The sequence below is a fragment of the Nonomuraea insulae genome (assembly GCF_042656245.1).
Map to the genome: position 1 here is coordinate 22,129 of NZ_JBHSPA010000109.1, position 24,127 is coordinate 46,255.

Below are 24,127 nucleotides of genomic sequence, written 5' to 3' on the forward strand. Positions count from 1 at the left end.
CATGGCGAAGAGTATCTGGGGAGCTCGGTTTGTCCCGCAAGCGAATTTGGGGCTTGTCAGATGATCCGTCCGGAGAGCGCTTCCAGTGCGGCGGGCAGTTCTTGCTCCACGACGATGTCCCCCAGGGCGAGGGCGGACAGGAACCCGCTGGCGGCGATGGCGTCCAGGGCGTTGAGCAGGGGGCTCCAGAAGCCGCCCGCGTTCAGGAAACCCACGGGCTTGTGGTGGAAGCCGAGTTGCCGCCAGGTCCACACCTCGAAGATCTCTTCCAGGGTGCCGAGCCCTCCCGGCAGGGCCAGAAAGGCGTCGGCCTTCTCCGCCATGATCGCTTTACGCTGGTGCATCGTCTCGCAGACGTGCAGTTCGGTGATGCCGTCGTGGGCCCATTCCCGCTCGACCATGCTGCGCGGGATCACTCCGATCACCTCGCCGCCGGCCTCGCGGGCTCCGTCGGCGAGGGCTCCCATGAGCCCGGCGCGCCCGCCGCCGTACACCACGCCGATCCCCCTCCCGGCCAATTCGCGACCGACAGCGGCGGCCAGGTCCGCGAAGCCGGGGTCGGCGCCGGACGACGAACCAGCGAAGATGGCAATGCGCTTCATACGTCTCCATCTGATGTGAGCAGCGTTCTCGGAGCGATGTCATGGCTCGACGAGGTGCGGGGTTGATCGTGGGTGGTAGCCGGCTGGGATCTGAGTGCGGCGTCACGCACCGACAGGAGCTGTGCTTCTGGGGCGATGTATCCTCTATAATGTCTCACATAAGAGACATTTTCCCATATACGAGATCCATGGGCCAGCTGACGACCTAGGAGCGAAATGAACATCGTCGTGGACGACCGATGCGGGCCGCAGCGCGCAAAGGACGCCATATGAGCCGCTCACATCTGGTCGTCGACCTCGGTGGCGTGCTGTTTCAGTTCGACCACGCCCGTCGCCTGCGACACATGGCGGATACGTTCGCACTCCCCGCGGACCAGATCGACAAGCTGCTGTGGCAGTCCGGGTTCAGCGCCGACTGTGACGCGGGCAGATACCCGAACCCCGTGGAGATCCGGCAGCGCATCCGGGCCGCCACCGGCTTCATCGGCAGCGACGACGATCTCGACGTCGCCTGGTGCAGTGCCTTCCGGCCGGACGAGGCAGTCCGCAAGACCTTGGAACACCACCGCGGAGCACGGTCCTTGGCACTTTTCACCAACAACGGTCCGCTGGAGGAGGACGTGCTGCTCCGGCTGTATCCCACGATGTTCGCAGGCTTCGAACACCTGCTGTTCAGCCATCGCCTCGGACACCGCAAGCCCGCCCCGGCCGCCTTCGATGCCGCCTTGAAGCGCTTGGGCGCCGCCCCCGGCGACATTCTGTTCATCGATGACAGCGCCGCCAACACTGACACGGCACGCGCTGCGGGCTGGAGCGCCGTCCTCTTCCGGAGCGTGGACGCCCTTGAGCAAGCCGTGCGTCCTCCGAGCGCGTAGACACCACGATCGCGCTGCCAGGCAGCCGGTTCCCGATCGAGGCCCCGCGAGCAGCCCGTCCGCTGCGACTGGCTTCCATCCGGGCGAAAGCCGCATGCGGCCGCTCGAAGATCGCGGTTTAGATGAAGAGCCATCGGGCCAACGGCCGGCATCCCCCGGGCCTGGGTGAAATCGAGTGGTCCGCAAGACCGGGACAGACGTCGCCGACTGAGCCGATGTGCGTACTTCCCACTTACGTGGCTGCTTTCGGTCGCCCATGATGGACTTGGGCTCATCGAGGGCTAGATCTCTTGTCACGATAAGGAAGGCACCATGCCCCCTGCCATCGTCGGACACGACGGCCCCCTCACCGACCGCCGCTTCCCGCTCGGTGACACGCCGACCACCTTCGGCCGCAGGCAAGACTGCAGCGTGGTGCTCTCCAGCGAACGGGCTTCGCGCCGCCACGCCGAGATACGCAACGAGGCAGGGCGTTACATCCTGCACGACCTGGGAAGCCGCAACGGAACGCTGGTCAACGGCAGGCGCGTCACCTCACACGTGCTCCAGGCCGACGACCTGATCACGATCGGCGACGAGCAGTTCCGCTTCCAACCTTCCGACGACGTCGCGACGATCCTCGGCCCACCCCCGCTGCCGCAGGCGAGCGGACCCGCCCCGCCGGTCAATCCGGAGCCGGTACTCCGGGTGACCGTTTCCGGCGGTGGGCCCGTCGGGCTGAGCTTCGCGCTCCTCCTGGAGCACCTCATGGGCGCACGGGTGGTCGTCACCGTCTATGACGGCCGCTGGACCCAGGACGGTCCTCAGGTCAGGTGGAAGGGGCAAGATCAGGGCAATGTACGGCGCCAGCAGGTCGTCACGGTTCAGAGCCGCCAGTACATCAACCTCCCCGGCCCGGTGCAGGCTCGGCTGTTCAAGCCCGGGGCGTACTCCGAGATGTGGCCGCCCGGCCCCGACTCCATCCGAGGACACGCCCCGCGCAACCTCCGCATCGCCTACATCGAGGACACGCTCCTGGAGATGGCCGGCGAGAAGCCCGACCGCATCCGGCTCATCCCCACCCGCTTCGATCCCGGCGAGCATGGCGACAGCGCGAAGCAGGATCATGTGCTCGCCATCTGCGAGGGTGGCCGTTCGCGCACGCGGGAGCATTTCACCGGCAAGTTCGGCACCGCCGACAGCTCGATCTACTCCCTGGACGGCAAGCACCTGCAGGATGTCGTGCTGGGCTTACGCGTCAAGTCCGACCTGCCTGACGCCATGTCGGTCCTGCTGACCGTGGCCCAGAACCGCTACCTGCTCAACGCCCTGGGCGGCGAGGGTTTCCTCAACATGCGACTCACCGACGAGGAGGCCGAGGAGGTCGTCGGCATCGATCCCGTCCGTCGCGTGTTCGAGGAGTGTGTCGCCGCCAACCCGTGCATGATGGGCCGTACCGACGACGGTGACTTCCACTGCTCCACTCACGGCACCTTGTTCCTGCCCGCCCTGATCAAAGGCTCTGCCCTGTGGCGGCGGGTGCAGGAAGGGCTGGCGATGTTCGGTGTGGCCGACTACAACCTCAGCGCCGTCACCGCCTTCCGCCTCGACATGGTGCAGCGGCCGCGCTTCACCGCGCGCCTGCACGCCCCGACGTCCGCCACCCCGGGCACCTACGGCTTCCTGCTCGGCGACGCCGCCAACGCCATCCACTTCTGGCCGGGTCGCGGGCTCAACAGCGGGCTGGCCTCGGCCATCTCTCTGGCCCGGTCGCTCAGCCAGGCCTGGCGCGGGCGGGCCTTCCGCGACGCGGACTTCATCCGCCACGAGGCAGCCATGGCGATGCTCCAGTACCGGCACAAGAGCCGTGCCTGGCAGGCGATGGTCACGGCCGACGAGGACGGCGTCACCCGTGCCATCAAGGACAACATCACCAAGGGCTGCGCCGGCGCGCAGACCGCTCCGAGTTCCGAGGCGCAGGTCGCGGCGGACATCGACACACTGATGGACCGGCTTGGGATCATCCGGGGCCGTCTGTCACAACGCGTCTCCGGCCTGCCCGACGACGCCGCCCTGCGTGCCCACCTCGGCCGGCTGTCGGCTGAGACCCTGCGCATCCTGGTCATCAGCGATGAGTGGGACACAGTGGTCATGGGCGGCGAGGAGGTCGACATCGACATCTTCTACCGCGAGGAGCCCGCGTCAGCTCCGAGTGGAGAACCTGTGTGGGCTCCACGACTCGCCAGCGAACGCGAACAGCACACCATGCTGATCTCCAGATCGGCAACCCGATCGCCACAGCCAACGGCACAGGCCCCCCGGTAGATCCCGGCCCGGCGCACCGAGAAGGTGGACCGGGCCGGCCTGACCGCCGCCAGATCCGCCTCCCTTGACCCCGGCGGCCCAGATCACCCAAGGGTCGTCGGGCATGCGGACGGCAAGCCTCTTATAGACGATCTTCGCGGACGCGGCCGACCGAGGAAACCCCAGCTCACGGATGCGGGCTGCTCGAACGGCGTCGGGCGGCTGGACACACTTCGATCACCGTGCTGTGTGATCTGCATCGCCGCAGGTCGGCTCGCTGCTTCTCGCGAGGGCTCCGTCTCCGTCCAGAGCTGGGTAGGCTCCGAGCTATGGCCTCGATTGACGTGACTCGGTGAGCGCCACCCGTCTGCTGGTCATCGGAGCCGATGCGGCAGGGATGAGCGCGGCGCACCAGGCGATCCGGGCGGCCGGGACCAAGCTGGCTGTGACCGCGCTGGAGGCGACCGGCGATACGTCGTACTCCGCCTGTGGCATCCCCTACTGGGTCGCCGGAGACGTCTCCAGCGGCGACGCCCTGGTGGCCCGCACCGCCGGGGAGCACCGGGCAGCCGGGATCGACCTGCGGCTCGGCGCCACCGCGACCGGGATCGACCGGCAGGCCCGCACCGTCACCTACCAGGACGCCGGCGGTGAGCAGGTGCTGGGCTACGACGAGCTGGTGATCGCGACCGGCGCGTCGGCCGTGGTGCCGGACTGGGCCATCGACCCGAGCACCGGGCAACGGTATGCCGGCGTCGCGCCGGTCAAAACACTCACCGACGGCGCTGTCTGGCTGGACCTGCTCACGGGCCTGCCCAAGGGCGGTGGCCGGGTGGTCGTCGCCGGCGGCGGCTACATCGGCGTCGAGATGGCCGAGGCCGCCACGAGGCGTGGCTACGAGGTCACCGTGATCACCCGCACTCGGGTGATGAGTTCCTTGGACCCTGACTTCTCCGCTCGAATCGAGAAGGGGATGCACGAGGCGGGAGTCCGGGTCGTGGTCGGCTCACCGGTCGTGCGGCTGGACGTGCCGGACGGACGGGTGCGTGGCGTGTACACGGCGGAGGGCGAGCTCTATCCGGCGGACCTGGTCGTGCTGGCGCTGGGGATCACACCGAACACCGGCTACCTTGACCTCGGCAAGTTGCCGAGCGGCCCAAGCGGCGGTTTGCGACCCGAGCCGGACGGGAGCCTGGCCGACGGGATCTGGGCCGCCGGTGACTGCTGCGAGACCCGGCATCGGCTCACCGACACCTGGACCTACATCCCGCTCGGCACCCATGCCAACAAACAGGGCCGGATCGTCGGCACGAACCTCGTCACACCAGGCGCGCTGCGGTTCGGCGGCGTGCTGGGCACCGCGATCACCCGATTCGCTGTGGGCACGACCTACCTGGAGATCGCCCGCACCGGTCTGAATGAGCGTGAGGCCGCCGCCGCCGGCATCGAGGTGACGTCCCTGGTCACCGAGGGCAGCACGGCCAGCGGCTACATGAGCGAGGCCGACCCGATAGCGGTGAAGTTGCTGGCAGCGCCGTCGGATCATCGGCTGATGGGCGCGCAGATCATTGGCGGGCGTGGCGCGGGCAAGCGTATCGACACCGTTGCCACCGCGCTGTGGCACGGCGCGACCGTTGATGACCTGGCCTGGTCCGACTTGTCCTACGCGCCGCCGTTCGCCACCGCGTGGGACATCGTACAGGTCGCGGCCCGGCGGCTGGCCGAAAGGTTCTGAGCCAGAGGGGTCAGGGGGCCGGCGTGGCCAAGTAATCGCCGTGCTCCAGGTCTTCGAGCAGTGTCGGATGGGTGGGTGACCAGCCGAGCAGCTCCTGGGTGTAAAAGCTGGAGACAGGCCCGTCGAAGCCGTAGGCGATGGCCATGAACGGGCTTACGAAGTGCGTGGCGGCCTCGTCGGGGGTCAGCGAGACCGTGGGCAGATCCAGGCCCCGGGCGATCGTCTCCGCGATGCTCTTCAGAGTGACGCCGCTTTCGGCCGCCCCGTGCAGCACACTGCCTGCCGGTGCCTTCTCCACTGCCAGACGGAACAGGACCGCCGCGTCGAGCCGGTGCACCGCAGGCCACCGGTTGGCGCCGTCACCGACGTAGGCCGAGACGCCGGTCTTTCGCGCGGTGGCGACGAGCATGGGGATGAAGCCGTGGTCTTCTGGGCCGTGGACGGTAGGAGCGAGGCGGACCACGCTCGCGCGCACTCCCCGGGCGGCGAAGCCCAGGCACGCTCGCTCACCCGCGATGCGGAAGGCGGCGATCCCGGCGGTGTCGGGCTCGTCCTTCTCGGTGGTCTCCCGGCCGGCGGGCATGACCAGGGTGCCCGAGGTGACGACAAGCGGCTTGCCCGAGTGTTCCAACGGCCGGCCGAGCGCCTCGATCGCGGTCCGGTCGCGCCTCATCATGTCGTCGAGGTCAGAGAAGTCGCCGCCATAGGCCATGTGCAGGACACCGTCGGCGGCTTCGGCGCCGCTGCGCAGACTGTCGAGGTCGTCCAGGGAGCCGCGGTGTGGCGTGGCTCCCAGTGACTCCAACCGGGCGGCGGCGGTGTCCGAACGCGCCAGACCGGTGACGGTGTGGCCGGCCGCGACGAGCTCGGCGACGACCGCGGGGCCGGTCTGGCCGGAACCACCGGTGACAAAGACGTGCATGAAACGCTCCCCCACTTTACGTCAGTGACTGGCACTACGCAGCGCCAGTTGCTGACTTTAGGTAGCGCCAGTTGCTGGCGTCAAGTAGCGCCAGTAACTGACACATGCGATAGCCACGTAGCGGAGCCGGGAGGTCGCGATCTGCGCCATGGACAACGCCCACCAGTAGCCGGCAGCGGTCAGCTGGACGTTCGTTGATCAACGCCAGGTCCTGGTAGACGGTGTCGATGCCGAGCGAGCGGGCGTGGTCGACGGATTTGAGGGACACCTGTTCGCCGTCGAGCAGGATGCGGCCGGTGTCGGGCTGGTGGAAGCCGCAGATGATCTTCATGAGGGTGGACTTGCCGGCGCCGTTGTCGCCGATCAGGCCGAGTACTTCGCCTTTGGCCAGGCGGATGTCGACGTCGCGGAGCGCGGTCACGGTGCCGAAGCGCTTGGAGACGTGCTCGACACGCAGTACGTCCACTGCGTCGTCGGCTGGGCCGGTGGCGTCGGCGTTCGGAGAGGTCACGTCGTCTTGCCTGCCCTTCTCAATCGGCTCAGGTACACGTTGGCGATCATCGCCAGGAGGATCGAGCCTCCTAGGTTCAGGAAGTACGGGTCGGCGGAGATGCCGATCAGGTTGAAGCCGTCCTGGAGCTCGGCCAGCACCAGCGCGCCCAGGGCGCCGCCGATGATCGTGCCGGAGCCGCCGGCGAGGGCCGTACCGCCGATGACCGCCGCGGAGACCGCGGTGAACATCAGGCCGGTGCCGCCGCCCAGGTTGGGGTCGATCGTGTGCAGCCCCACCGCGTACGCGTGAACAACACGTGGAAGAACGCCACGATCACCAGCGCCCACGCGAGATGCGCCCAGACGGCCGCCCCCAGCCACTGCCCGACCTGGTTGTCCACCGACGCGGGAATCTCGGCCGGATAGGCGCCGGACGTGGTCAGCACGATCCCGGTCACCAGGTAGAAGCTGCCCAGCGTGGTGATGAACGAGGGCACCTTCAGCACGACCGTGACGAGCCCGTTCCCCAGCCCGACAGCCGTGCCGGTCAGCAGGGCGAGCACGATCGCCGGGACACCCGGCAACCCCCAGTAGTCGATCGCGTAGTGCATCATGAACGGCGCCAGCGCCGCCACCACCCCGACCGACAGATCGATCTCGCCGCTGACCAGCAGCAGCACGATGCCACAGGCGACGATGGCGCTGGGTGCGGCCGCCTGGGTGATGTTGACCATGTTGTCGCCGGTCAGAAACGCTGATGTCGGGCACGCCGCCCTCCTCCTCATGGAGGTACGGCTCGCGCCGGTCGCGGACGCAAGCCGTACGTCACGAACCCCGGCCGACGCCTCAGGCGCGGGCGATGGCCCCGGACCGTTCGACCACCTTCTGGGCGGTGTCCGAGCCCTCGAAGCGGGTCTTGGTGGTCTGGTACGGCCCCACGTTGTCCTTGGTCACGAAGAGCAGACCGGTGTTGGTCTCCGACGGGAACAGCAGTCCGCCGGAGAGCTTGTACAGGTAGAGGTAGAGCACCGGCAGGAATCCCTGCAGGTCACCGGCCCCGCGCAGCTCATATCTCGCAGCCGGCCTCGGTGTCGCCGATGTCGGAGAAGCAGGTGTCGGTGCCCGCCCCGCCATCGAGTGAGTCGTTGCCGCCGGTCCCGTCCGCAGCGTTGAGCGTGTCGTTCCCGCCCAGGCCGCTGATGGTGTCGGCGCCTTGTCCTGCCCGGATCTCGTTGGCCGCGCCGTTCCCCTGGACGACGTCCGGCCCGAAGCCCGCGAACACGTTCTCCACGTCTGCTCCGACGTTGTCGCCCTCGCCCGCGGCCCCGTCATTGGCCACGCCGTTCAGGGTGATGGTCAGGGCGGCCGAACGGTTGTTGTAGGCGGCGGTGTCCACCCCGGACCCGCCGGCGAAGGAGTCGGCGCCGTCGATGGGGAGATCGGCGTTGTAGATGTCGTTGCCGCCGTTGCCCACCGTGGTGTCGTTGCCCACGCCGCCGAAGAACTGGTCGGTGCCACTACCGCCCCTGAGCGTGTCGGCCCCGGCGTCGCCGTGCTGGTGCGAGCTCACCGGCGAGTTGTTGGTGACGGTGTCGGCCAGGTCGCCCGCGAAGACCCGGACCAGGTTCACGCCTGCGCACTCGACCGTACTGGAGTTGATCTGAGTGCACCCGGCGCCGGCGCGGACCGTGTCCGCGGTGTCGTTGATCACCACCTGGCCGAATCCGTTGACGCTGATGGTGATGTTGTTGGCCTTGCCCGCGGCCGCCGAGACGTTGAGGTTGCCCAGCGTCACGTTCGTCAATGTGTCGGCGTGCGACGGCAGCGCGAACACCGTCTGAAACCCGATCGCCGCCGCCGCGAGGGCGGCCACGGCTAACACTTTGCGCATGGTCTCCGCCTTTCCAGGAAGGTGGCTCCAGTAGCCCAGGACTCGCGCCGTGGAAGTACGTACAAAGCCGCACCCGGGCTGTGCCGGAGGGCATTGCGCGCCTGATAGCTGTGGGCAATCGGTTTGTAAGCGCCCTCAGAAGAATGGCTGTCATGACGAACTCTCCGGGGGTGCGGCGGACGGGTGCCGTCCTCGTCCTCACACTGATGGCGCTCGCGGGATGCGGACTCGGCAGCGGTGCGGACCGGAACGCCGACCCTGCCCCCGCGTCCGTGACCAGCAGCGCGACCACCGTACCCAGGCGAAGCCCGTCCGCTCAGGCGGAGAGCACACCCGCAGGAACCGCGACCGCGCAGCCCGACACCGGCCGATCCTCGGCGAAGGTCGAGCCGGGAGGCGTCCTCGTCGACGGCAGCACGGTCTCGGCCGAGCTGACCCGCGCGGGGCAGAAGGACACCTTCACCCTGGACCTGGGCGATGCCAGGGAGTTCTACGTCGCCGACATGCAGGGCGACGACATCCAGCTCCAGGTGTTCGCCGAGGTCGACGGCGAGCCGCTGGGCCCGTCCAGTGTCGCGATGAGCTTCGGCACCTCGATCTTCAAGCTGACCAAGGCGGGCAGGCACCGGCTGGAGGTCTGGGGGAACACGAATGTCATCGGGTCATACGGGTTCCGGATCGCGACCGTGAAGGTCCGGACGTTCCCCGCGGCGATCGGCCTGAGCATCGGCGAGGACAGCCCCGCCGGGGCCGGGCGGCTGGACGTCCCAGGACGGATCGACCGCTTCGAGTTCTACTCGGACGGCGCCACGGCCATCAAGGTCCTCGGAGGCGCGGGAGCGTGCATGGCCATCCAGCTGGAGCTGTACGACGCCGCGGACAAGAGCGTCGCCGGCGCCCGGCAGCCCGTCCCGCTGTGCGGCTACGAGTTCGACATCCCGCTCTCCAACGGGGACGGACGCTATGCCCTGGTCGTCAGGTCGGGCGAGGCGAAGACCGGCGCGTACTCCTTCCAGATAGTGCGCGCCGGCTGACCGGTCAGGAGTGGCGCAGGCTCCCGCGGTATTCGAGGGAGCCCGCGCCTTCCTGCCGCACCAGGTTCAGGGTCCCGGGCCCGGCCAGTGCGAGGGTCATGTCCCCGCCCACGCACGTGCCCTGCTGCGCGAGGGACATCTCGAGCTCGGCGTCGCTCCTGACCCGGGTCAGCGTGGCCCGCAGCACGCAGTCGTCGTCGGTCCACGTCCCGGTGCTCTGCCCGGCCGCCAGGCTGATCGTCACATCGACGCTCTCGTTGTGGTTGTCCTGTGAGACGACCTGTCCTTTCCAGACCCCCGCGAAGTCCGGGGGAATCGCGCCTGCCTTGGCCGGGGGCTGTTCGGGGGTCGATTCAGCGGCCGGCGTGCGTTCCGCGGATGGCCCTGAGGACGTATCCGGTGCCGCCTGTGTCGTCGGGCCATCGTTCGTCCCCCGCAGGTACAGCACAGCGGCGGTCGCGAGAGCCGCGACGGCGATCAACGCCACGGCCGGCCGCAGCCGCCGGGTGATCCGTTCGCCGTACGGTGCCGTCGATCCATCCACCGGCAGAGGGGCCGTGCGCAGCCCGGGCTCCGGCGGGAGCACCCTGGTCGAGCCGGGCCAGTCCGGCGGAACGTACACGCTGGGGACCGGGCCGACGTCGGGCACCGTGACGGTACGGTCCCCCGGGTCGACCAGGCCGATGAGGAGCGATCGGGCAGAAGGGCGTGTCCGGGGGTCCTTCGACAGGCAGGCGGCGAGGGTTCCGCGCAGACTGTCCGGAATGCCGGAAAGGTCGGGTTCCTGGGTGAGGATGCGGTTGAAGACGGCGGCGACGGTGTCACTGCCGAACGGCGCCCGGCCCGTCGCGGCGTAGACCATGGTGGAGGCCCAGGCGAAGACGTCGGCCGCGGGCGACCCGTGCTCTCCCCTGAGCTGCTCGGGCGCCATGTACGGAGGGGTTCCCGACAGCACCGAGGGCGCCGTGCTGGCGTCGAGTGGCCGCGCGATGCCGAAGTCGACCACGCGTGGCCCGTCGGGACCGAGCAGCACGTTGGCGGGTTTGAAGTCCCGGTGAACGACCCCGGCGGCGTGGATGGCCGCGAGGGCGCAGGCCGTGCCGACCGCCAGCCGGTCAAGGTCGCCGTGCCGCAGCGGGCCCTGCGCGCGTACGCGCTCCTGCAGTGACGGGCCCGCGACGAACTCACTCACCACGTACGGAGTCGGCTGGTCAGGCTCGGCCCCCAGCACCCGGGCCGTACAGAACGGAGCCACCCTGCGGGCCGACTCCAGCTCCCTGGTCAGCCGTCGGCGGGTTTCCGGATCGGCGCCACCTTTGAGGATCTTGATCGCGACGCGTTCGCCGGACGCGCCGCGTCCCTCGTAGACGATCCCCTGGCCGCCCTCGCCCAGGCGCGCGAGCAGCTGGAACGTTCCGAGCACACGAGGGTCTCCTGGCTGCAGCGGGTCGGCGGGCATGAACTCCTCCACGCGCGTTGGGACGAGCTGCCACCGGCACGACGTGCACCTCCAGGCTCACGCCCAACGACCGCCGCGGCGCTGTGAAAGAGATACTAGTGATAATTCGCGAGCGCGGGCAGAGGGCGCCGGCGGGCCCGCCGGCGAGCGGGGACTCAGCGCGTACGAGGCCGGGGCGAGCAGGGCCCGCCCCGGCCTGCGGGGGTCAGGTTCCGTATACCTGTAGGTCGTAGAGCGAGTAGCCGTACGGGGTGGCCCTGGTCGTGCCGTACATCCGCAGGTATCGCCCGGTGCCGTTGACGGTGAGGGTCTGAACGCCACCGGTGCCGGTGGTCGTGGAGTGGATGGTGGTCCAGGTGGTCCCGTCGGCCGAGGTCTGGATCTGGTAGGCGCGGCCGTAGGCGGCCTCCCAGTTCAGGACGACCTTGGTGATGGCGTAGGAGCCACCGAGATCGACCCGGATCCACTGCGGGTCGCTGAACGCGCTGGACCAGCGGGTGGCGGTGCTGCCGTCGACCGCGGCCGAGGCCGGGAAGGCGGCCGACTCGGTGCTGGAAGTGGTCGCCGGCTTGTTCAGCGCCAGGTTCGGGGCCGGCGGTTGCGTGCCTGATTCCTTGATCCGGACGTTGCGGAAGGCGACCTGGTCGGCGCTGCTGTGGTTCTGCAGGCCGAGGTATCCGTCCAGGTTGCGGTTGGGGTCGGTGTTGGTGAAGTCGTTGATCAGGGAGCCGTTGAGGTACACGCGGATGCGCTGGCCCTCGACGAGGATCTCGAAGGTGTTCCATTCGCCCGGCGGGTTGAGCGCGGCGTCGCGGGCGGCGAGGTTGGCGGCCTTGAACCCGTAGATGGAGCCTGTGGTGCGGTCCGGTGTGTCGCTGGCGTCGATCTGGATCTCATAGCCCTGGTTCACCGCGACGTTCGGGTCACCGCCGGGGTTGGGGAAACCGACGAAGATGCCGGAGTTGCTGTCCCCCGTGAGCTTCCAGTCCGCCTTCAGCGAGTACGAGGTGTACTGCTTGGCGTTGTACCAGAACAGGCCCATGCCGCCGGAGGAGGTCAGGGTGGCGTCGGAGTTGCCGAAGCTGCCGGGACCGGACTGCGCCCAGCCGGTGGTGGAACCGTTGTAGAGGGCGGTGTAGCCGGTCTCGGGCCGGCAGTCGGCCTTGGCCCGGGCGGCCGCGTACCGGATGCCGCCGAGGAGCTGGGAGCGGAAGGCGGGCTCGGTGAACGACTGCTGGGTGTGGCCGAAGCCGGTGTAGAACGACCGCCCGGCGTCGATGGTCTTGCACCAGGTGATCGGGTGGTCGCCCCCCATCGAGCCACCGGAGTAGGACGACTCGTCGAGGGTGGCCAGGACGCGGGCCGTGCTCCGTACGTTGGACTGGTAGTTGTACAGCTCGTCGGTGCGGGTCCAGGTCTGCGGCAGGTGCGCCGTGGCAGGGTGGGCCCGGTTCTCGGTCTTGGAGTTGACCTGCTGGATCGCCGGGTGGCTGGCGAACCAGGCGCCGACGAGCTGGCCGTAGAAGGGCCAGCCGTATTCGGTGTCGGCGGCGGCATGCACGCCCACGTAGCCACCGCCGCCGCGGATGTAGGACTCGAACGCGCTCTGCTGGCTCGCGTTGAGCACGTCACCGGTGGTGCTGACGAAGGCGACCGCCTCGTACTGGGCGAGGTTGGCCGTGGTGAACGCGCCCGCGTCCTCGGTCGCCGTGACCGTGAAGGAGTTGGCCGTGCCGAGCTCACGGATGGCCTGGATGCCGGCCGGGATCGAGTCGTGCCGGAATCCCGCGGTCTTGGAGAAGACCAGGACGTCGTAGGGGGCGTCGGCGGCCGCGGCCGGCGAGGCGTGGAAGGTGCAGGCGGCCAGGGCGATGGCCACGCTCACACCTGATAAGAGTCTGCGCATGGATCCTCCAGTTGCTGCGGTGCGGCGTGGTGCTCAGTTGCTGCCGTAGACCTCGAAGGAGAACAGGGAGTACCCGTAGACCGAGCCACGAGCCGTGCCATTGATCCGAACGTACCGGGTGGAGGCGCTCAGGCCAGTGTTGTCGTCCTCACCGCCGTTGCCACCTGTCACCGACCGGACGGTGGTCCAGGTGGTGCCGTTCGGCGACGTCTGAATCTGGTACGCCGAGCCGTAGGCGGCCTCCCATTGGAGCCGGACCCGGTTGACGGTGTAGGTGGCGCCCAGATCGACCTGGATCCACTGCGGGTCGGAGAACGCGCTCGACCACCGGGTCGTCGCCGAGCCGTCGACCGCCGCCGAGGCCGGGTAGGTGGCCGACTCCGCGCTGGAAGCGATGGCCGGCTTGTTCAGCGCCAGGTTGGAGGGCGGTGGCTGGGTGCCGCCGTTGAGGGTGAAGGTGTCGATGTCGAACAACGATCCCGCGCCGCCGGTGAAGACCAGGAACAGGTTGGACATACTCGACGGCGGTGTGACGGTGCCGGTGACATTGGTCCAGGTCTCCCATCCTCCGGTGGGTGCGACCGTGGCAGAGCCGATCACCGTGCCGGTCGCCGAGCCGGAGCGCAGCGTCAGCGTCCCGCCCGTCCCGCCGGAGGCGACCCGGGCGGTGAAGGAGGTGACTCCGGACAGGCTGTACGGCGTGAAGGAGATCCAGTCGCCGTTCTCGATGTAGCCGACCGCGTTGCCGCCGTTGGCCGAGGCCTTGGCCACGATCGTCACGCCCTGCTGGGCGCTGTAGTGCTCGGCCTGGCGGGTGCGTGGCTCCAGGACGGCCTGCGGCGCGTGCACGGGCGTGGTCGAGCCGACCGGCGTGTACTCGGCGTCCAGCACGCCGAAGATGTTGGCGTTGGCGTCGTGCTCACCGTCGGCGGTGGTCTGGATGGTGCCAGAACATCCGGTCGCGCTGGTGATCGCGTGGCCGTGGCTGTCGTGGCCGAGGATGTAGGTGAGCTTGACCCGGCTGCAGTCGATGGTGGGGGCGTTCGGGTCGGAGACGGTGATCTGGAACGGTATCGCGTCTCCGAAGCTGAACACCCTTCCGTTGACCGGCGTGTTGAGGGTGACCGTCGGCTGGCCGAGGTTGATCACCACGCTGGCCGTGGCGCTGCGGCCGGTGTTGTCGCGCACTGTCAGCGTCGCGGTGTACTGGCCGTTCGCGGTGTAGGTGAAGGTGGGGTTGGCGGCGGTGGAGTCGGTGCTGCCGTTGGTGGTGAAGTCCCACGCGTAGGTGATCGGGTCGCCGTCCGGGTCGCTGGAGCCGGCCGAGCTGAACTGCACGGTGAGCGGCGCGTTCCCGGCCTTCGGGTTGGCGTCGGCCGCCGCGATCGGGGCCCGGCCGGTGCCGTCGTTGTACTCGATGCGGTACACCGCCGAGTTGGCGTCGCCGCCGAACCAGCCGGTGCCGTAGTCGAGCACGTAGAGCGCGCCGTCCGGCCCGAACTCCAGGTCCATCACCTGCGTGCCGGTGAAGGCCGAGAAGGCCTCGATCGGGCCCACCCCGCCGGTGCCGGTCACCGTGGCCGTCTTGATCCAGCGGCGCCCGAACTCACCGAGGAGAACCTTGCCGTTCATCGACTGCGGGAACTTCACGTCCGAGGCGAGCGCCGCGTCGTAGTTGTAGACCGGGCCACCCATCGGTGACAGGCTGCCGCAGCACAGGTCGGCCCTGTCCTGCCCGTAGCCGTACGGCAGCCAGGCCGTCCTGGAGGCCGGGAGCTGGGTGATGCCGGTGTTGCGGGGCGAGTTGTTCACCGGCCCGCCGGCGCAGTTGAAGGCGGAGCCTGAGGGCCCGCTCGGGAAGGTGTAGTCGATGTAGGGCACGTTGAACTGCGAGCAGTAGGGCCAGCCGTAGAAGCCGGGCTGGGTGATCCGCTCGAACGCCACCGACCCGGCCGGGCCGCGCGCCGAACTGGCTGTGCCCGAGTCGGGCCCGTAGTCGCCCAGGTAGACGGCGCCGGTCGCCCTGTCCACGCTCATCCTGAACGGGTTGCGGAAGCCCATCGCGTAGATCTCGGGCCGGGTGCCCGCGGTGCCGGCCGGGAACATGTTGCCCGCCGGGACGGTGTAGCCGCCGGTGGCGCCCGGCTTGATCCGCAGCACCTTGCCCCGCAGGTCGTTGCTGTTACCGGCGGTGCGTTGCGCGTCGAAGGCCGGGTTGCGGTCGGATCGTTCGTCGATCGGCGTGTAGCCGGCGGAATCGAACGGGTTGGAGTCGTCACCGGTGGACAGGTAGAGGTTTCCGGCCGCGTCGAAGTCGATGTCGCCTCCGACGTGGCAGCACATGCCGCGTGAGGTGGGGACGTCCAGGATGGTGACCGCGGAGGCCGCGTTGATCGTGAAGTCCGCGTTGACGGTGTAGCGGCTCAGCCTGTTGACCCCGTTGAACGGGGCGAACTGCGCCGCGGTGCCGGTGGCGGGGGCGTCACCGGCCGGGGTGCTCAGCGGCGGGGCGTAGTAGACGTACACCCACCGGTTGGAGGCGAAGTTCGGGTCGGCCTTGATGCTCTGCAGGCCTTCCTCGTCGTGGGTGTACACCGGAATGGTGAGCGCCACCTTGGTGTTGCCGAGCGGGTCGGTGTAGCGGATCGTGCCCTCACGAGAGGTGTGCAGGACGCCCCGGTTGGTCAGGACGGTCAGGCCCATCGGCTCGCCGGTCTCGGCCGCGCCCTTGGCCAGGGTTATCTGGGTGTAGCCGGCCGCCACAGCCGGGGACGGGGCGGTGAGGCCGAAGGTGGCCACCACGATCGCGATGCATAAAGCCATTCTTCGTAACATGCTCGGTGATTCCGCTTCCTGTCGAAGGGCTTCCAGACAGGCGTTCGCCGATCACGCCGACGACGGCGGTCCGGCCCGGCGATCAGTTCGACGGCCGGTCGGCCTGCTGCACGTACCGTTCATGCCGACCGCCCGCAGCGAACGTGGCCGAGGCTTCGCGAAAAGCTCGCAGGCGTGGTGGAGGAGACGTCCCGCTCATCGGCCGGGCGGAGCCGGTCGGTCAGATCCGCCGCGCCGTCGTCAGGCGCGGCGCCTTCGCCGTCGTGCCAGTCGTCACAAGGGTGCGGTGGGCGCGGTCGGTGGTGTCATGACGACCTCCAGGCCGTGGGTGAGGGGGGTGTGGGGATCGGTCAGCCGCCGGCCGAGCGACCCGCAGGAAAGGTCGAGCCGGTTACCGATCTTGGTGTGAGGCAGCGGCCGTTCATCGCCCGGGAGGCGGAGCATGCGGTGCTGGGCGTCCAAATCGCTGCACCTCCTGCCGCTTTTGGGCATCTATGCAGGCTCGTTGTGCCGCAACATTAAGATGTTACGTCCAGATTGTCCAGATGTTTCGTTGATTGTTCGCAACTTCTGCGTTGATTAGCCGAAAGATCGGTGCGGATCGACACTTTCATTGATCAGAAGAACAAAAGGAAGCCCGGCGGGCCACCGTACGATGACCCGGCCAAGCTTTCAAGATTCCGGCGGTTATCCGACAGAACGCCTTTCCTACCGCAGCGGAAGCGCGGTACGTTCCCACCGGCGCCGGTTGCGCCGAGCAAGCGCTACATCGAGGAGTGGCGGGGTGAAGTCGAACCGGCCGGAGAACTCTCATCAGGCGGCTCTGTTGCGGGTGTTGCGGGACGGGCCACGATCGCGGGCCGAACTCGCGGATCTCACCGCGGATCCCTCCGCCTCGGGAGGCTTCCCGATGATCGGGCTCCCGGTCAGCGGCGTCTACCCGCACCCGGGCCGGATGTCGCGCTCCAAGCTCAACTCGGAGCTCGACCGGCTGGTGGGGCTGGGCCTGATCGAACCGGACGGGCTGGCGGCTTCCAGGGGAGGCCGCCGATCCGGCCAGGTGCGGCTGTCGCGCAACACCCGCTTCGCGGGAATCGACATCGGCGCGACCTCGGTCGACGTGGCCGTGACCGACGGCGAACTGCGCGTGCTGGGGCATGTGAGCGAGCCGTGCGACATCAGGCTCGGCCCCGCGCACGTGCTCGACCGGGTACTCGTCCTGGCCGGCAAGCTGCGGGACCAGGGGCTGTTCACGCAGTTGCACGGGGCCGGCATCGGGGTGCCGGGACCGGTGAGCTTCGCCGAAGGTTTCCCGGTCGCGCCACCGATCATGCCGGGCTGGGACCGCTATCCCATGCGCGAGGCTCTCAGCCAGGAACTCAACTGCCCGGCCATGCTGGACAACGACGTCAACATCATGGCGCTCGGAGAACTGCACGCCGGGGTGGCGCGCCAGGTCGGCGACTTCCTGCTGCTCAAGATCGGCACCGGGATCGGCTGCGGCATCGTCGTCGACGGCAAGATCTACCGCGGTGTATCGGGCAGCGCGGGTGACATCGGGCACATGCGAGTCGACGAACAGGGCCCGCTGTGCGCGTGCGGCAACACCGGCTGCCTGGAAGCCTATTTCGGCGGCGCCGCCCTGGCCGGCCAGGCACAGACCGTGGCGCGCTCAGGAAATTCCCCCTTCCTGGCCGAGCGCCTGGCCGCGGCAGGAACGTTGTCCGCCGAGGACGTCGCGGCGGCGGCCGCCCAGGGCGACGCGGCGGCGATCCAGCTCATCAGGGACGGCGGCCGCCGCGTGGGCCAGGTTCTCGCCGGCTTGGTCAGCTTCTTCAACCCGGGGCTCGTGATCATCGCGGGCGGGGTGGCCCGGCTGGGCCACGTCCTGCTCGCGGAGATCCGCAGCGTCGTCTATCGTCGCTCGCTGCCTCTCGCGACGGGCAATCTGCCCATTGTCCTGTCCGAACTCGAGGACATCGCCGGCGTCGTCGGCGCGGCCCGCCTCATCAGCGACCACGTCTACTCCGCCTGATTGGTTCCGTCTGCCGATCGGTGATATCGGCACGTCGTGAGCCCGGCTCCTGTGGTGTCATGAGAAGTGACGCGCCCTGCCGGACACGAGGTCGTGATGACCATGTCTACGGAACCACCGCGCAACGGCTACCGCTTCTGGGCGTTCATCTCCTACAACTGGTCCGACAAGCGGCAGGCCCGGTCGCTGCACCAGCGGCTGGAGCGCTTCACCGTCCCGCGCCTGGTGCGGCGGGCACTTCGGGTGCGGGGTTTGCGGGATCGCCACCTGCGGCCGGTGTTCAGGGACGACGAGGAGATGACCGCCTCCGGCGTTCTCGACGAGCGTCTGCGCGAGGCGGTCGACGGTTCGGCTGCCATGGTGCTGCTGGCGTCACCGGCGTCGGCCCTGTCGCCGTACGTCGACCTGGAAGTCGCCCGCTTCACCGCCACCCGGGGTGTCCAGCGGCTGGCCATCGTCGCGATCGGGGAAGGCGGGCAGCGCCATCCGCCCCTGCCCGCCTCGCTGCGGAACCTGGAAGGCGAACCGCTCTGGATCGACTGCCGGGACGACCGCGGAGTGAGTCGCCGCTCGCTCGTGCGCATCGCGGGATCAGTGTCTTCGTGACGAGGCGGCCGGGTGAGTATGTGGAGGTCCTGTCCCTGCTCGGCGACTCCACACCGCGGGTCCGCGCCGTCGGCGGTCAGAAGCAGATCGTGATCACCGATCTGACCGTCGATCGCGAGCCGCTGTATTCCGTGTACGTATTACGCGGCGCGAAATACGAGAAGATCAGTTACGAGTTCTGCGACGGCCACGGTCGCCGGCGTGGTGCCCGGCCGGCAGTGGTATCTGGTCCGGGGCTCCGCGAACGCGGACCGCAACCGGGCGGGTTTCGTCCGGGCGTCAGCCGTCCGGCACTGACCACGTAGGCTCTCCCGGCCCGAGACGCGTGCCCCTGCGGCATGGAGCAGGAGCACGCGCCCCTTTGTACCGGGGGCCCTACGCCAAGACGGGGAAGTTGGCGCGCAGCACGCCGTGCGGGTCGGCGGCCCGCTTGATGTCCCGCAGCCGGGCGAGGTCCCGCTCGGAGAAGGCCGCCGCGGCCCGCTCCCCGCGCGCCAGCATCGTGTACGGCTTGCGCCCGCTCGCCCCGAGCTCCCCGGCGAAGCGTTCCTGCACGGCGCCCACGGCCTCGGACATCTGCGGGTTGAAGCCGACACCGAGCAGGTAGAGCAGGTACGGCTCAGTGATCGGCCCGCTGGGCCCCGCGTCCGGGCGGGTGGCGGCCAGCGCCCCGCCCAGGTGCCGGACCTGCACGCCGACCAGCGGCTCCATCGGCGCGTCCAGCAGGACGTCCACCGCCGCGTCGTCCAGGCCGGTCAGCAGCTCGGCCTTGGAGCGCGCGGGCACCGGGTCGGTGGGCTCGGCGGTGATGGTGCCCAGGTCGGCCACCGCCAGGGGTCCCCGCTTGTCGGCGATCGGGTCGCCGATCTTGTCCAGCGCGGCGAGCAGCGCGCGTCCCTCGCTCTCCTCGCCGAGGAAGGCGGCGTCCAGGGCGACCATGGCCGGCGCCCCGGGGAACTGTAGGCGGTTGAACCAGACGGCCAGTTCGGCGGGCGCGTCGGCGGTGACGTGGCGGAAGACCTCGAACACCTCGCGGGCGCGGTGGCCGGGCCACATCACGCGGCCCCCGTACAGGGAAGGCGCCGGATAGAGCCCGAACTCGATCGCGGTGACCAGCGCGAAGTCGCCGCCGCCACCACGCAGCGCCCAGAACAGGTCGGGGTCGGAGGCGGCGGTCACCGTGGCGGGCTCGCCGTCGGCGCGCACCACCTCGAAGGAGCGCACGCTGTCGGCCGCGAGGCCGTGCGCGCGGCTGAACCAGCTCACGCCGCCGCCCAGGGTGTACCCGGTCACGCTCACGATGGGGCTGCTGCCCGCCAGCCCGGTCAGGCCGTGCGGACCGATCTCGGCCAGCGCCTCGCCCCAGGTGACCCCGGCGCCCACGCGGGCCAGCCGCTCCCCTGGGCGTACCTCGATGTCGCGCAGCCGCCCGGTGCGCAGCAGGATGACCCCGTCGGCGTCCCCGGTGGCGCCGTGGCCGCTCGGCTGAGCGCTCACCGTCAGCCCTGCCTTGACCGCGTACCTGACCACCGCGGCCACGTCGGCGGCGTCGGCGGCCTCCACGACGGCGGCCACGCGCTGCTCGGACAGGTTCCACGGCTTGGCCGCGGGTTCGAACCCGTCGTCTCCCGGCAGCAGCACGCGGCCCTCCACCGCGCCCCGCAGGTCGGTGTTCGTCATGTTCCCTCGCTCCCATGTCGTCATCGGCCCCGGTCGTCCGGGGACACCGATATGACGGATGCCATGGAAGAGATGTGACGGAAGCGAGAGAAAATACTCGTTTGCCTCTTCAGCCCGCGTTCGGGCATATTTCCGCAGATGGAACGCGATCTGATCAGCCACGTCGCACACGGCGACCACCCCATCGCCGCGCCCATCAGCGGCGACAACCTGGACCGCCTGCTCACCCGGGCGAAGCTGCCGCCGCGGGCCCGCATCCTGGACCTGGGCTGCGGCGAGGGGCAGTGGCTGCTGAGGGCGCTGGCGCTCTACCCGGACGCGACGGCCGACGGGGTGGATCTCTCCGAGTCCGGCCTGTCCGCCGCGGCCGAGGAGGCGGGGCGTCTCGGGGTGTCGGACCGGCTCCGGCTGCACCGCGTGCCCGCCGCCGACCACACGGCCGCCGAGCCGTACGACCTGGTCCTGTCCGTCGGGGCCACCCACGCCTTCGGCGGCCTGGAGCCGACCCTGCGCGCCGTACACGATCACGTGCGTCCTTCGTCAGGGCTGGCCCTGGTCGGCGAGGCCTTCTGGGAGCAGCCGCCCTCGCCCGAGCTGCTCACCGAGTTCGGCGCCGAGCCCGGCGAGTACGCCGACCTGGCCGGGACCGTGGAGCGCATGGAGGCCGCCGGCTTCGCGACCGTCTACGGCCACACGAGCCCGTTGACCGATTGGGACGAGTACGAGTGGTCCTGGACCGGCACGCTGACCCGCTGGGCCCTCGACCACCCGGGCCCGGACGGGGACGCCGCCCTGGCCGCCGCCCGCGAGCACCGTGACCTGTGGCTGAACGGCTACCGGGGCTTCCTGGGCTTCGTCACCCTCCTGCTGCGCCCGCTCACCAGGTGACGTGGAGGGCCGACGGGCCGAGGTCGAGTCCGTCGCGCTCCCATACGACCTCCTCGGGCTTGCCGTCCAGGCGCAGGCCGGGCAGCCGCCGGGCCAGGGCGCCGAGCGCGGCGGCCATCTCCAGGCGGGCCAGGGGCGCGCCGAGGCAGTAGTGGATGCCGTGGCCGAACACCAGGAGCGGGCTCGACCGGCGCTCCGGCAGGAAGGTGTCGGGGCGGTCGAAGTGGCGGGGGTCGCGGTGGGCGGCTTCGAGCCGCACCAGCACCAGGTCACCGGCCCTGATCGCGGCCCCGGCCAGGTCGAGGTCGGCCTGGGCGAAACGCGGGAAGGGCTCGCCGGTCAGGCCCGACTGCAGCCGCAGCAACTCCTCGACGGTCGCGCCGATCCCATGTCCTTCAGCGAGCTTCCCGGCGGTGGAGGTCCGGTGTTCTTCGGCGAGGAGGCGCAGGATGGCGGTGGAGATGGCGTTGCGGGCCGAGAGGTGGCCGGCGGAGACGATGGTGGCGGCCATGGCGACGAGCTCGGCGTCGCTGAGCCGCCCGCCACGACGCGGAACCGCTCCCGATCGCCGGGGTCCACCCCGAGCAACTCACCGATCACCGTGATCGCCATCGGCGCGGCCAGCCCCGCGACGAGATCGGCGGGCGGTCCGGTAAGAGCCAGCGTCGCCACGTGCTCGTCGGCGACCCGCTCGACACGCTCGCGCAGCAGCTCGACCCGGCGCGGGCTGAACGCCTTCGCCACCAGCCGCCGCAGCCGCGCATGCGCCTCCCCGTCCTGGAACAACGTCTCGTTGCCGGAGCCCGGGGTGCCGGGCGGCGTGAGGCCGAACCGCCGGTCGGCCAGGACGGCGGCAGCGGCGTCGTAGGAGGTGACGAGCCACGCCGGGCGCCCGTCTGGGGTACGCACCCGGGCGACGGGCGAGGTCTCGCGGAGGCGCGCGTACTCGGGAGGGGGCATGAGGGGATCGGGACGGTCGAACGGCAGAGTCAACACTTTCGGCAAGCCTTTCCTGGTGTCTGTGCCGTCCAGTCAAAACGTTGACGTCGCGTCAAGGTCAAATGAGGAAAACGCGTTGTCAGCGGCTTCGTACCCCTGGGAGGATCACGTCCTAATGACCACCGATATCCCGACCGGCCCCGTGCCCGCGATCGTCGCCGCGCTGGCGCGGGAGGACACCATCACCTCGTCTGCGAGGGGTACGGGATCGAGCCCGACGGCGAGCGCCTCGCCTACTACCGGCTGTTGTGGGACCTCGCCTAGCCGCGAGGATGACAGGACATTCCTCCTCAAGTCGGATGACCTTGTCGGAACAATTGGCCACGATCGTTACATGCGGAGAACTGCTCTGATTTTCGGTCTCTTAGGCGCGCTGGCCGTGCCCCTCCTGCCCCTCGCCCCAGCCGCGGCGGAAAGCCCGGCGGAGAGCGCCGCGGCGATCTCGTGGGCGCCCTGCGAGCAAGACCCCACGGCCGAATGCGGCACGCTGACCGTGCCCGTCGACTACGGCAAGCCCCGCGGCGAGACGTTCGAGCTCGCGCTGGCCCGCCGCAAGGCCACCGACCCGGCGGCCCGCACCGGCTCCCTCGTCATCAACCCCGGCGGTCCCGGGGGCTCCGGCGTCCAGGCCGTGGTGGAGAACTGGCTCGGCTTCTCGCCGGAGATCACCAGCCGCTTCGACGTCGTCGGGTTCGACCCGCGCGGCGTGGGGCTCAGCCATCCGATCCTGTGCTCGCTCGACCTCGCCGTCCAGGCGCCCGACCCGCTGGCGGTCAAGAGCCAGGCCGACTTCGAGGCGCTCCTGGCCTTCAACGAGCGCTACCGGCAGGACTGCAGGCAGCGTACCGGGCCGCTGTTCGACCAGGTGCACACCGGCAACGTCGTACGCGACCTCGACGCCCTGCGCGCCGCGCTCGGCGACGACAAACTGACCTACTATGGCATCTCGTACGGCACGCTCATCGGCCAGCAGTACGCCGAGCGCTACCCCGGCCGCGTGCGGGCCCTCGCGCTGGACAGCAACATGGACCACAGTCTCGGCACTTCGGCCTTCCTCGACACCGAGTCGTGGACCTCCCAGGACTCCTTCAACGAGTTCGTCGCCTGGTGCGACAGGACCGCGTCGTGCGCGCTGCACGGCAAGGACGTGCGCGCGCTGTGGCGGGACCTGCTGGCCAGGGCGGATCGGGGCGAGCTGGACTTCCCCGGCGTCCCCGGTGCCAAGCTGACCAAGATGGGCCTCATCCAGCAGGCGTTCGGCGCGTTCTACGGACCGGCGTACAAGGAACTGGCCGAGTTCCTGGTCGCGCTGGACAGCGGCGCGCAGAGCGCGCGGGCCTTCCTCACGCCCCCGGCCGCCAAGGCCGATGAGGTGATCAACGACGCCGGCCGGATCTTCTGCCAGGACTGGGCGCTGCCCATCCGCGACTACCGCGAGTACGAGCGGCACCTGCGCAGGTCGGCGGCCATCGCGCCGGACATGCTGACGAGCGCCGCGGCTCTCCCTGCGACGACCTCGTGCCTGGGCACGACCGCCGTGCCGAACCCGCAGCACCGCCTGCGCGTGTCCGGCACGCCCACACTGCTGGTGGGCAACGCCCTGCACGACCCGGCCACCGGCTACCCGTGGGCGGTCAACGCGGTGCGGCAGATCGGGCGCGAGGCGCGGCTGCTCACCTACGAGGGATGGGGGCACGGCATCTACGGGCGCGGCGAGTGCCCGACCGGCGCCATCGACGGCTACCTGACCTCGCTCAAGGTGCCGGGCCATGGCACCCGGTGCGAGGCCGTGCCGCCTGCCGAGGTGAGCCCTCTGCGGGCGCGTCCGTTCCCTGGTCCGGTGCCCGGGATGCCGGGATGGACGTTCGCACGGTCGTGACAACCC

At 69.7% G+C, this 24,127-nt stretch carries 22 protein-coding genes; 9 read left to right on the forward strand and 13 right to left on the reverse strand.

Going from position 1 to position 24,127, the window contains the following annotated elements; all coding sequences use genetic code 11:
* Positions 1-56 precede the first annotated feature (56 nt).
* Complete coding sequence (locus tag ACFPZ3_RS60895; RefSeq protein ID WP_379523591.1) at positions 57-602, reverse strand: LOG family protein; 546 nt, start codon at positions 600-602, stop codon at positions 57-59.
* Between the two features lie 269 nt (positions 603-871).
* Here ACFPZ3_RS60895 and ACFPZ3_RS60900 point away from each other — a divergent pair, with 269 nt between their 5' ends.
* The 3 genes from ACFPZ3_RS60900 to ACFPZ3_RS60910 all read left to right on the forward strand — a co-directional run bounded on the left by ACFPZ3_RS60900 (position 872) and on the right by ACFPZ3_RS60910 (position 5,495).
* A complete protein-coding gene (locus tag ACFPZ3_RS60900) occupies positions 872-1,477 on the forward strand; it encodes an HAD family hydrolase (RefSeq protein ID WP_379523592.1) in 606 nt (201 codons plus the stop codon).
* A 312-nt stretch (positions 1,478-1,789) separates the two neighbouring features.
* A complete protein-coding gene (locus ACFPZ3_RS60905) occupies positions 1,790-3,781 on the forward strand; it encodes an FHA domain-containing protein (RefSeq protein ID WP_379523593.1) in 1,992 nt (663 codons plus the stop codon).
* A gap of 331 nt (positions 3,782-4,112) precedes the next feature.
* Positions 4,113-5,495: an FAD-dependent oxidoreductase gene (locus ACFPZ3_RS60910; RefSeq protein ID WP_379523594.1), complete on the forward strand. Its 1,383-nt coding sequence runs from the start codon at positions 4,113-4,115 to the stop codon at positions 5,493-5,495.
* Between the two features lie 10 nt (positions 5,496-5,505).
* On the opposite strand, the gene ACFPZ3_RS60915 is transcribed toward ACFPZ3_RS60910, so the two are convergent.
* The 6 genes from ACFPZ3_RS60915 to ACFPZ3_RS60940 form a co-directional block, all read right to left on the reverse strand.
* Positions 5,506-6,417: an SDR family oxidoreductase gene (locus tag ACFPZ3_RS60915; RefSeq protein WP_379523595.1), complete on the reverse strand. Its 912-nt coding sequence runs from the start codon at positions 6,415-6,417 to the stop codon at positions 5,506-5,508.
* Positions 6,418-6,451: 34 nt separating this feature from the next.
* Entirely contained in the window at positions 6,452-6,928 is a 477-nt protein-coding gene (locus ACFPZ3_RS60920; protein WP_379523596.1) for an ATP-binding cassette domain-containing protein, read from the reverse strand.
* On the reverse strand, positions 6,925-7,206 hold the full coding sequence (locus ACFPZ3_RS60925) for a hypothetical protein (protein WP_379523597.1): 282 nt from the start codon (positions 7,204-7,206) through the stop codon (positions 6,925-6,927). Before ACFPZ3_RS60925 ends, ACFPZ3_RS60920 begins: the two co-directional genes overlap by 4 nt.
* Complete coding sequence (locus ACFPZ3_RS60930; protein ID WP_379523598.1) at positions 7,158-7,643, reverse strand: ABC transporter permease; 486 nt, start codon at positions 7,641-7,643, stop codon at positions 7,158-7,160. Before ACFPZ3_RS60930 ends, ACFPZ3_RS60925 begins: the two co-directional genes overlap by 49 nt.
* A gap of 112 nt (positions 7,644-7,755) precedes the next feature.
* Positions 7,756-7,938, reverse strand: a complete 183-nt coding sequence (locus ACFPZ3_RS60935) for a hypothetical protein (protein ID WP_379523599.1) — start codon at positions 7,936-7,938, stop codon at positions 7,756-7,758.
* Positions 7,939-7,975: 37 nt separating this feature from the next.
* Entirely contained in the window at positions 7,976-8,800 is an 825-nt protein-coding gene (locus ACFPZ3_RS60940) for a calcium-binding protein (protein ID WP_379523600.1), read from the reverse strand.
* Between the two features lie 152 nt (positions 8,801-8,952).
* On the opposite strand from ACFPZ3_RS60940, the gene ACFPZ3_RS60945 reads away from it, so the two are divergent.
* The gene (locus ACFPZ3_RS60945; RefSeq protein ID WP_379523601.1) at positions 8,953-9,834 is read left to right on the forward strand and encodes a hypothetical protein; all 882 of its coding nucleotides are present in this window, start codon (positions 8,953-8,955) and stop codon (positions 9,832-9,834) included.
* Positions 9,835-9,838: 4 nt separating this feature from the next.
* Here the strand turns inward: ACFPZ3_RS60945 and ACFPZ3_RS60950 are convergent, their stop codons facing one another.
* From ACFPZ3_RS60950 to ACFPZ3_RS60960, 3 genes are all read right to left on the reverse strand, one after another.
* A complete protein-coding gene (locus tag ACFPZ3_RS60950; protein WP_379523602.1) occupies positions 9,839-11,293 on the reverse strand; it encodes a serine/threonine-protein kinase in 1,455 nt (484 codons plus the stop codon).
* Positions 11,294-11,498: 205 nt separating this feature from the next.
* On the reverse strand, positions 11,499-13,199 hold the full coding sequence (locus tag ACFPZ3_RS60955) for a ThuA domain-containing protein (protein ID WP_379523603.1): 1,701 nt from the start codon (positions 13,197-13,199) through the stop codon (positions 11,499-11,501).
* Positions 13,200-13,232: 33 nt separating this feature from the next.
* The gene (locus tag ACFPZ3_RS60960) at positions 13,233-16,022 is read right to left on the reverse strand and encodes a carbohydrate-binding protein (RefSeq protein WP_379523604.1); all 2,790 of its coding nucleotides are present in this window, start codon (positions 16,020-16,022) and stop codon (positions 13,233-13,235) included.
* Positions 16,023-16,818: 796 nt separating this feature from the next.
* On the opposite strand from ACFPZ3_RS60960, the gene ACFPZ3_RS60965 reads away from it, so the two are divergent.
* The 3 genes from ACFPZ3_RS60965 (at position 16,819) to ACFPZ3_RS60975 (ending at position 18,980) form a co-directional block, all read left to right on the forward strand.
* A complete protein-coding gene (locus ACFPZ3_RS60965; protein ID WP_379523605.1) occupies positions 16,819-18,069 on the forward strand; it encodes an ROK family protein in 1,251 nt (416 codons plus the stop codon).
* A 102-nt stretch (positions 18,070-18,171) separates the two neighbouring features.
* Entirely contained in the window at positions 18,172-18,675 is a 504-nt protein-coding gene (locus ACFPZ3_RS60970) for a toll/interleukin-1 receptor domain-containing protein (RefSeq protein WP_379523606.1), read from the forward strand.
* Positions 18,676-18,695: 20 nt separating this feature from the next.
* Positions 18,696-18,980, forward strand: a complete 285-nt coding sequence (locus ACFPZ3_RS60975; RefSeq protein ID WP_379523607.1) for a hypothetical protein — start codon at positions 18,696-18,698, stop codon at positions 18,978-18,980.
* A 70-nt stretch (positions 18,981-19,050) separates the two neighbouring features.
* Here the strand turns inward: ACFPZ3_RS60975 and ACFPZ3_RS60980 are convergent, their stop codons facing one another.
* A complete protein-coding gene (locus ACFPZ3_RS60980) occupies positions 19,051-20,355 on the reverse strand; it encodes an FAD-binding oxidoreductase (protein WP_379523608.1) in 1,305 nt (434 codons plus the stop codon).
* 138 nt (positions 20,356-20,493) lie between these two features.
* On the opposite strand from ACFPZ3_RS60980, the gene ACFPZ3_RS60985 reads away from it, so the two are divergent.
* The gene (locus tag ACFPZ3_RS60985; RefSeq protein ID WP_379523609.1) at positions 20,494-21,243 is read left to right on the forward strand and encodes an SAM-dependent methyltransferase; all 750 of its coding nucleotides are present in this window, start codon (positions 20,494-20,496) and stop codon (positions 21,241-21,243) included.
* Here ACFPZ3_RS60985 and ACFPZ3_RS60990 read toward each other — a convergent pair.
* Together ACFPZ3_RS60990 and ACFPZ3_RS60995 are read right to left on the reverse strand one after the other, a co-directional pair.
* The gene (locus tag ACFPZ3_RS60990; RefSeq protein ID WP_379523675.1) at positions 21,233-21,694 is read right to left on the reverse strand and encodes a cytochrome P450; all 462 of its coding nucleotides are present in this window, start codon (positions 21,692-21,694) and stop codon (positions 21,233-21,235) included. The genes ACFPZ3_RS60985 and ACFPZ3_RS60990 overlap by 11 nt on opposite strands.
* Positions 21,583-22,248 (reverse strand): cytochrome P450 family protein, encoded by a 666-nt coding sequence (locus ACFPZ3_RS60995; protein WP_379523676.1) that lies wholly within the window; start codon positions 22,246-22,248, stop codon positions 21,583-21,585. The genes ACFPZ3_RS60990 and ACFPZ3_RS60995 overlap by 112 nt, the downstream gene beginning before the upstream one ends.
* A 328-nt stretch (positions 22,249-22,576) precedes the next feature.
* Here ACFPZ3_RS60995 and ACFPZ3_RS61000 point away from each other — a divergent pair, with 328 nt between their 5' ends.
* Positions 22,577-24,121 carry an alpha/beta fold hydrolase gene (locus ACFPZ3_RS61000; protein WP_379523610.1) on the forward strand — a complete coding sequence of 515 codons (1,545 nt, stop codon included), beginning with the start codon at positions 22,577-22,579 and terminating at the stop codon, positions 24,119-24,121.
* The last annotated feature ends 6 nt before the right edge of the window (positions 24,122-24,127 follow it).

Coding starts and splice junctions, on each gene's coding strand:
- ACFPZ3_RS60895 (WP_379523591.1), bottom strand. CDS start 602: ATGAAGCGCATTGCCATCTTCGCTGGTTCGTCGTCCGGCGCCGACCCC.
- ACFPZ3_RS60900 (WP_379523592.1), top strand. CDS start 872: ATGAGCCGCTCACATCTGGTCGTCGACCTCGGTGGCGTGCTGTTTCAG.
- ACFPZ3_RS60905 (WP_379523593.1), top strand. CDS start 1,790: ATGCCCCCTGCCATCGTCGGACACGACGGCCCCCTCACCGACCGCCGC.
- ACFPZ3_RS60915 (WP_379523595.1), bottom strand. CDS start 6,417: ATGCACGTCTTTGTCACCGGTGGTTCCGGCCAGACCGGCCCCGCGGTC.
- ACFPZ3_RS60930 (WP_379523598.1), bottom strand. CDS start 7,643: ATGGTCAACATCACCCAGGCGGCCGCACCCAGCGCCATCGTCGCCTGT.
- ACFPZ3_RS60940 (WP_379523600.1), bottom strand. CDS start 8,800: ATGCGCAAAGTGTTAGCCGTGGCCGCCCTCGCGGCGGCGGCGATCGGG.
- ACFPZ3_RS60945 (WP_379523601.1), top strand. CDS start 8,953: ATGACGAACTCTCCGGGGGTGCGGCGGACGGGTGCCGTCCTCGTCCTC.
- ACFPZ3_RS60950 (WP_379523602.1), bottom strand. CDS start 11,293: ATGCCCGCCGACCCGCTGCAGCCAGGAGACCCTCGTGTGCTCGGAACG.
- ACFPZ3_RS60955 (WP_379523603.1), bottom strand. CDS start 13,199: ATGCGCAGACTCTTATCAGGTGTGAGCGTGGCCATCGCCCTGGCCGCC.
- ACFPZ3_RS60960 (WP_379523604.1), bottom strand. CDS start 16,022: ATGGCTTTATGCATCGCGATCGTGGTGGCCACCTTCGGCCTCACCGCC.
- ACFPZ3_RS60970 (WP_379523606.1), top strand. CDS start 18,172: ATGTCTACGGAACCACCGCGCAACGGCTACCGCTTCTGGGCGTTCATC.
- ACFPZ3_RS60980 (WP_379523608.1), bottom strand. CDS start 20,355: ATGACGAACACCGACCTGCGGGGCGCGGTGGAGGGCCGCGTGCTGCTG.
- ACFPZ3_RS60985 (WP_379523609.1), top strand. CDS start 20,494: ATGGAACGCGATCTGATCAGCCACGTCGCACACGGCGACCACCCCATC.
- ACFPZ3_RS61000 (WP_379523610.1), top strand. CDS start 22,577: ATGCGGAGAACTGCTCTGATTTTCGGTCTCTTAGGCGCGCTGGCCGTG.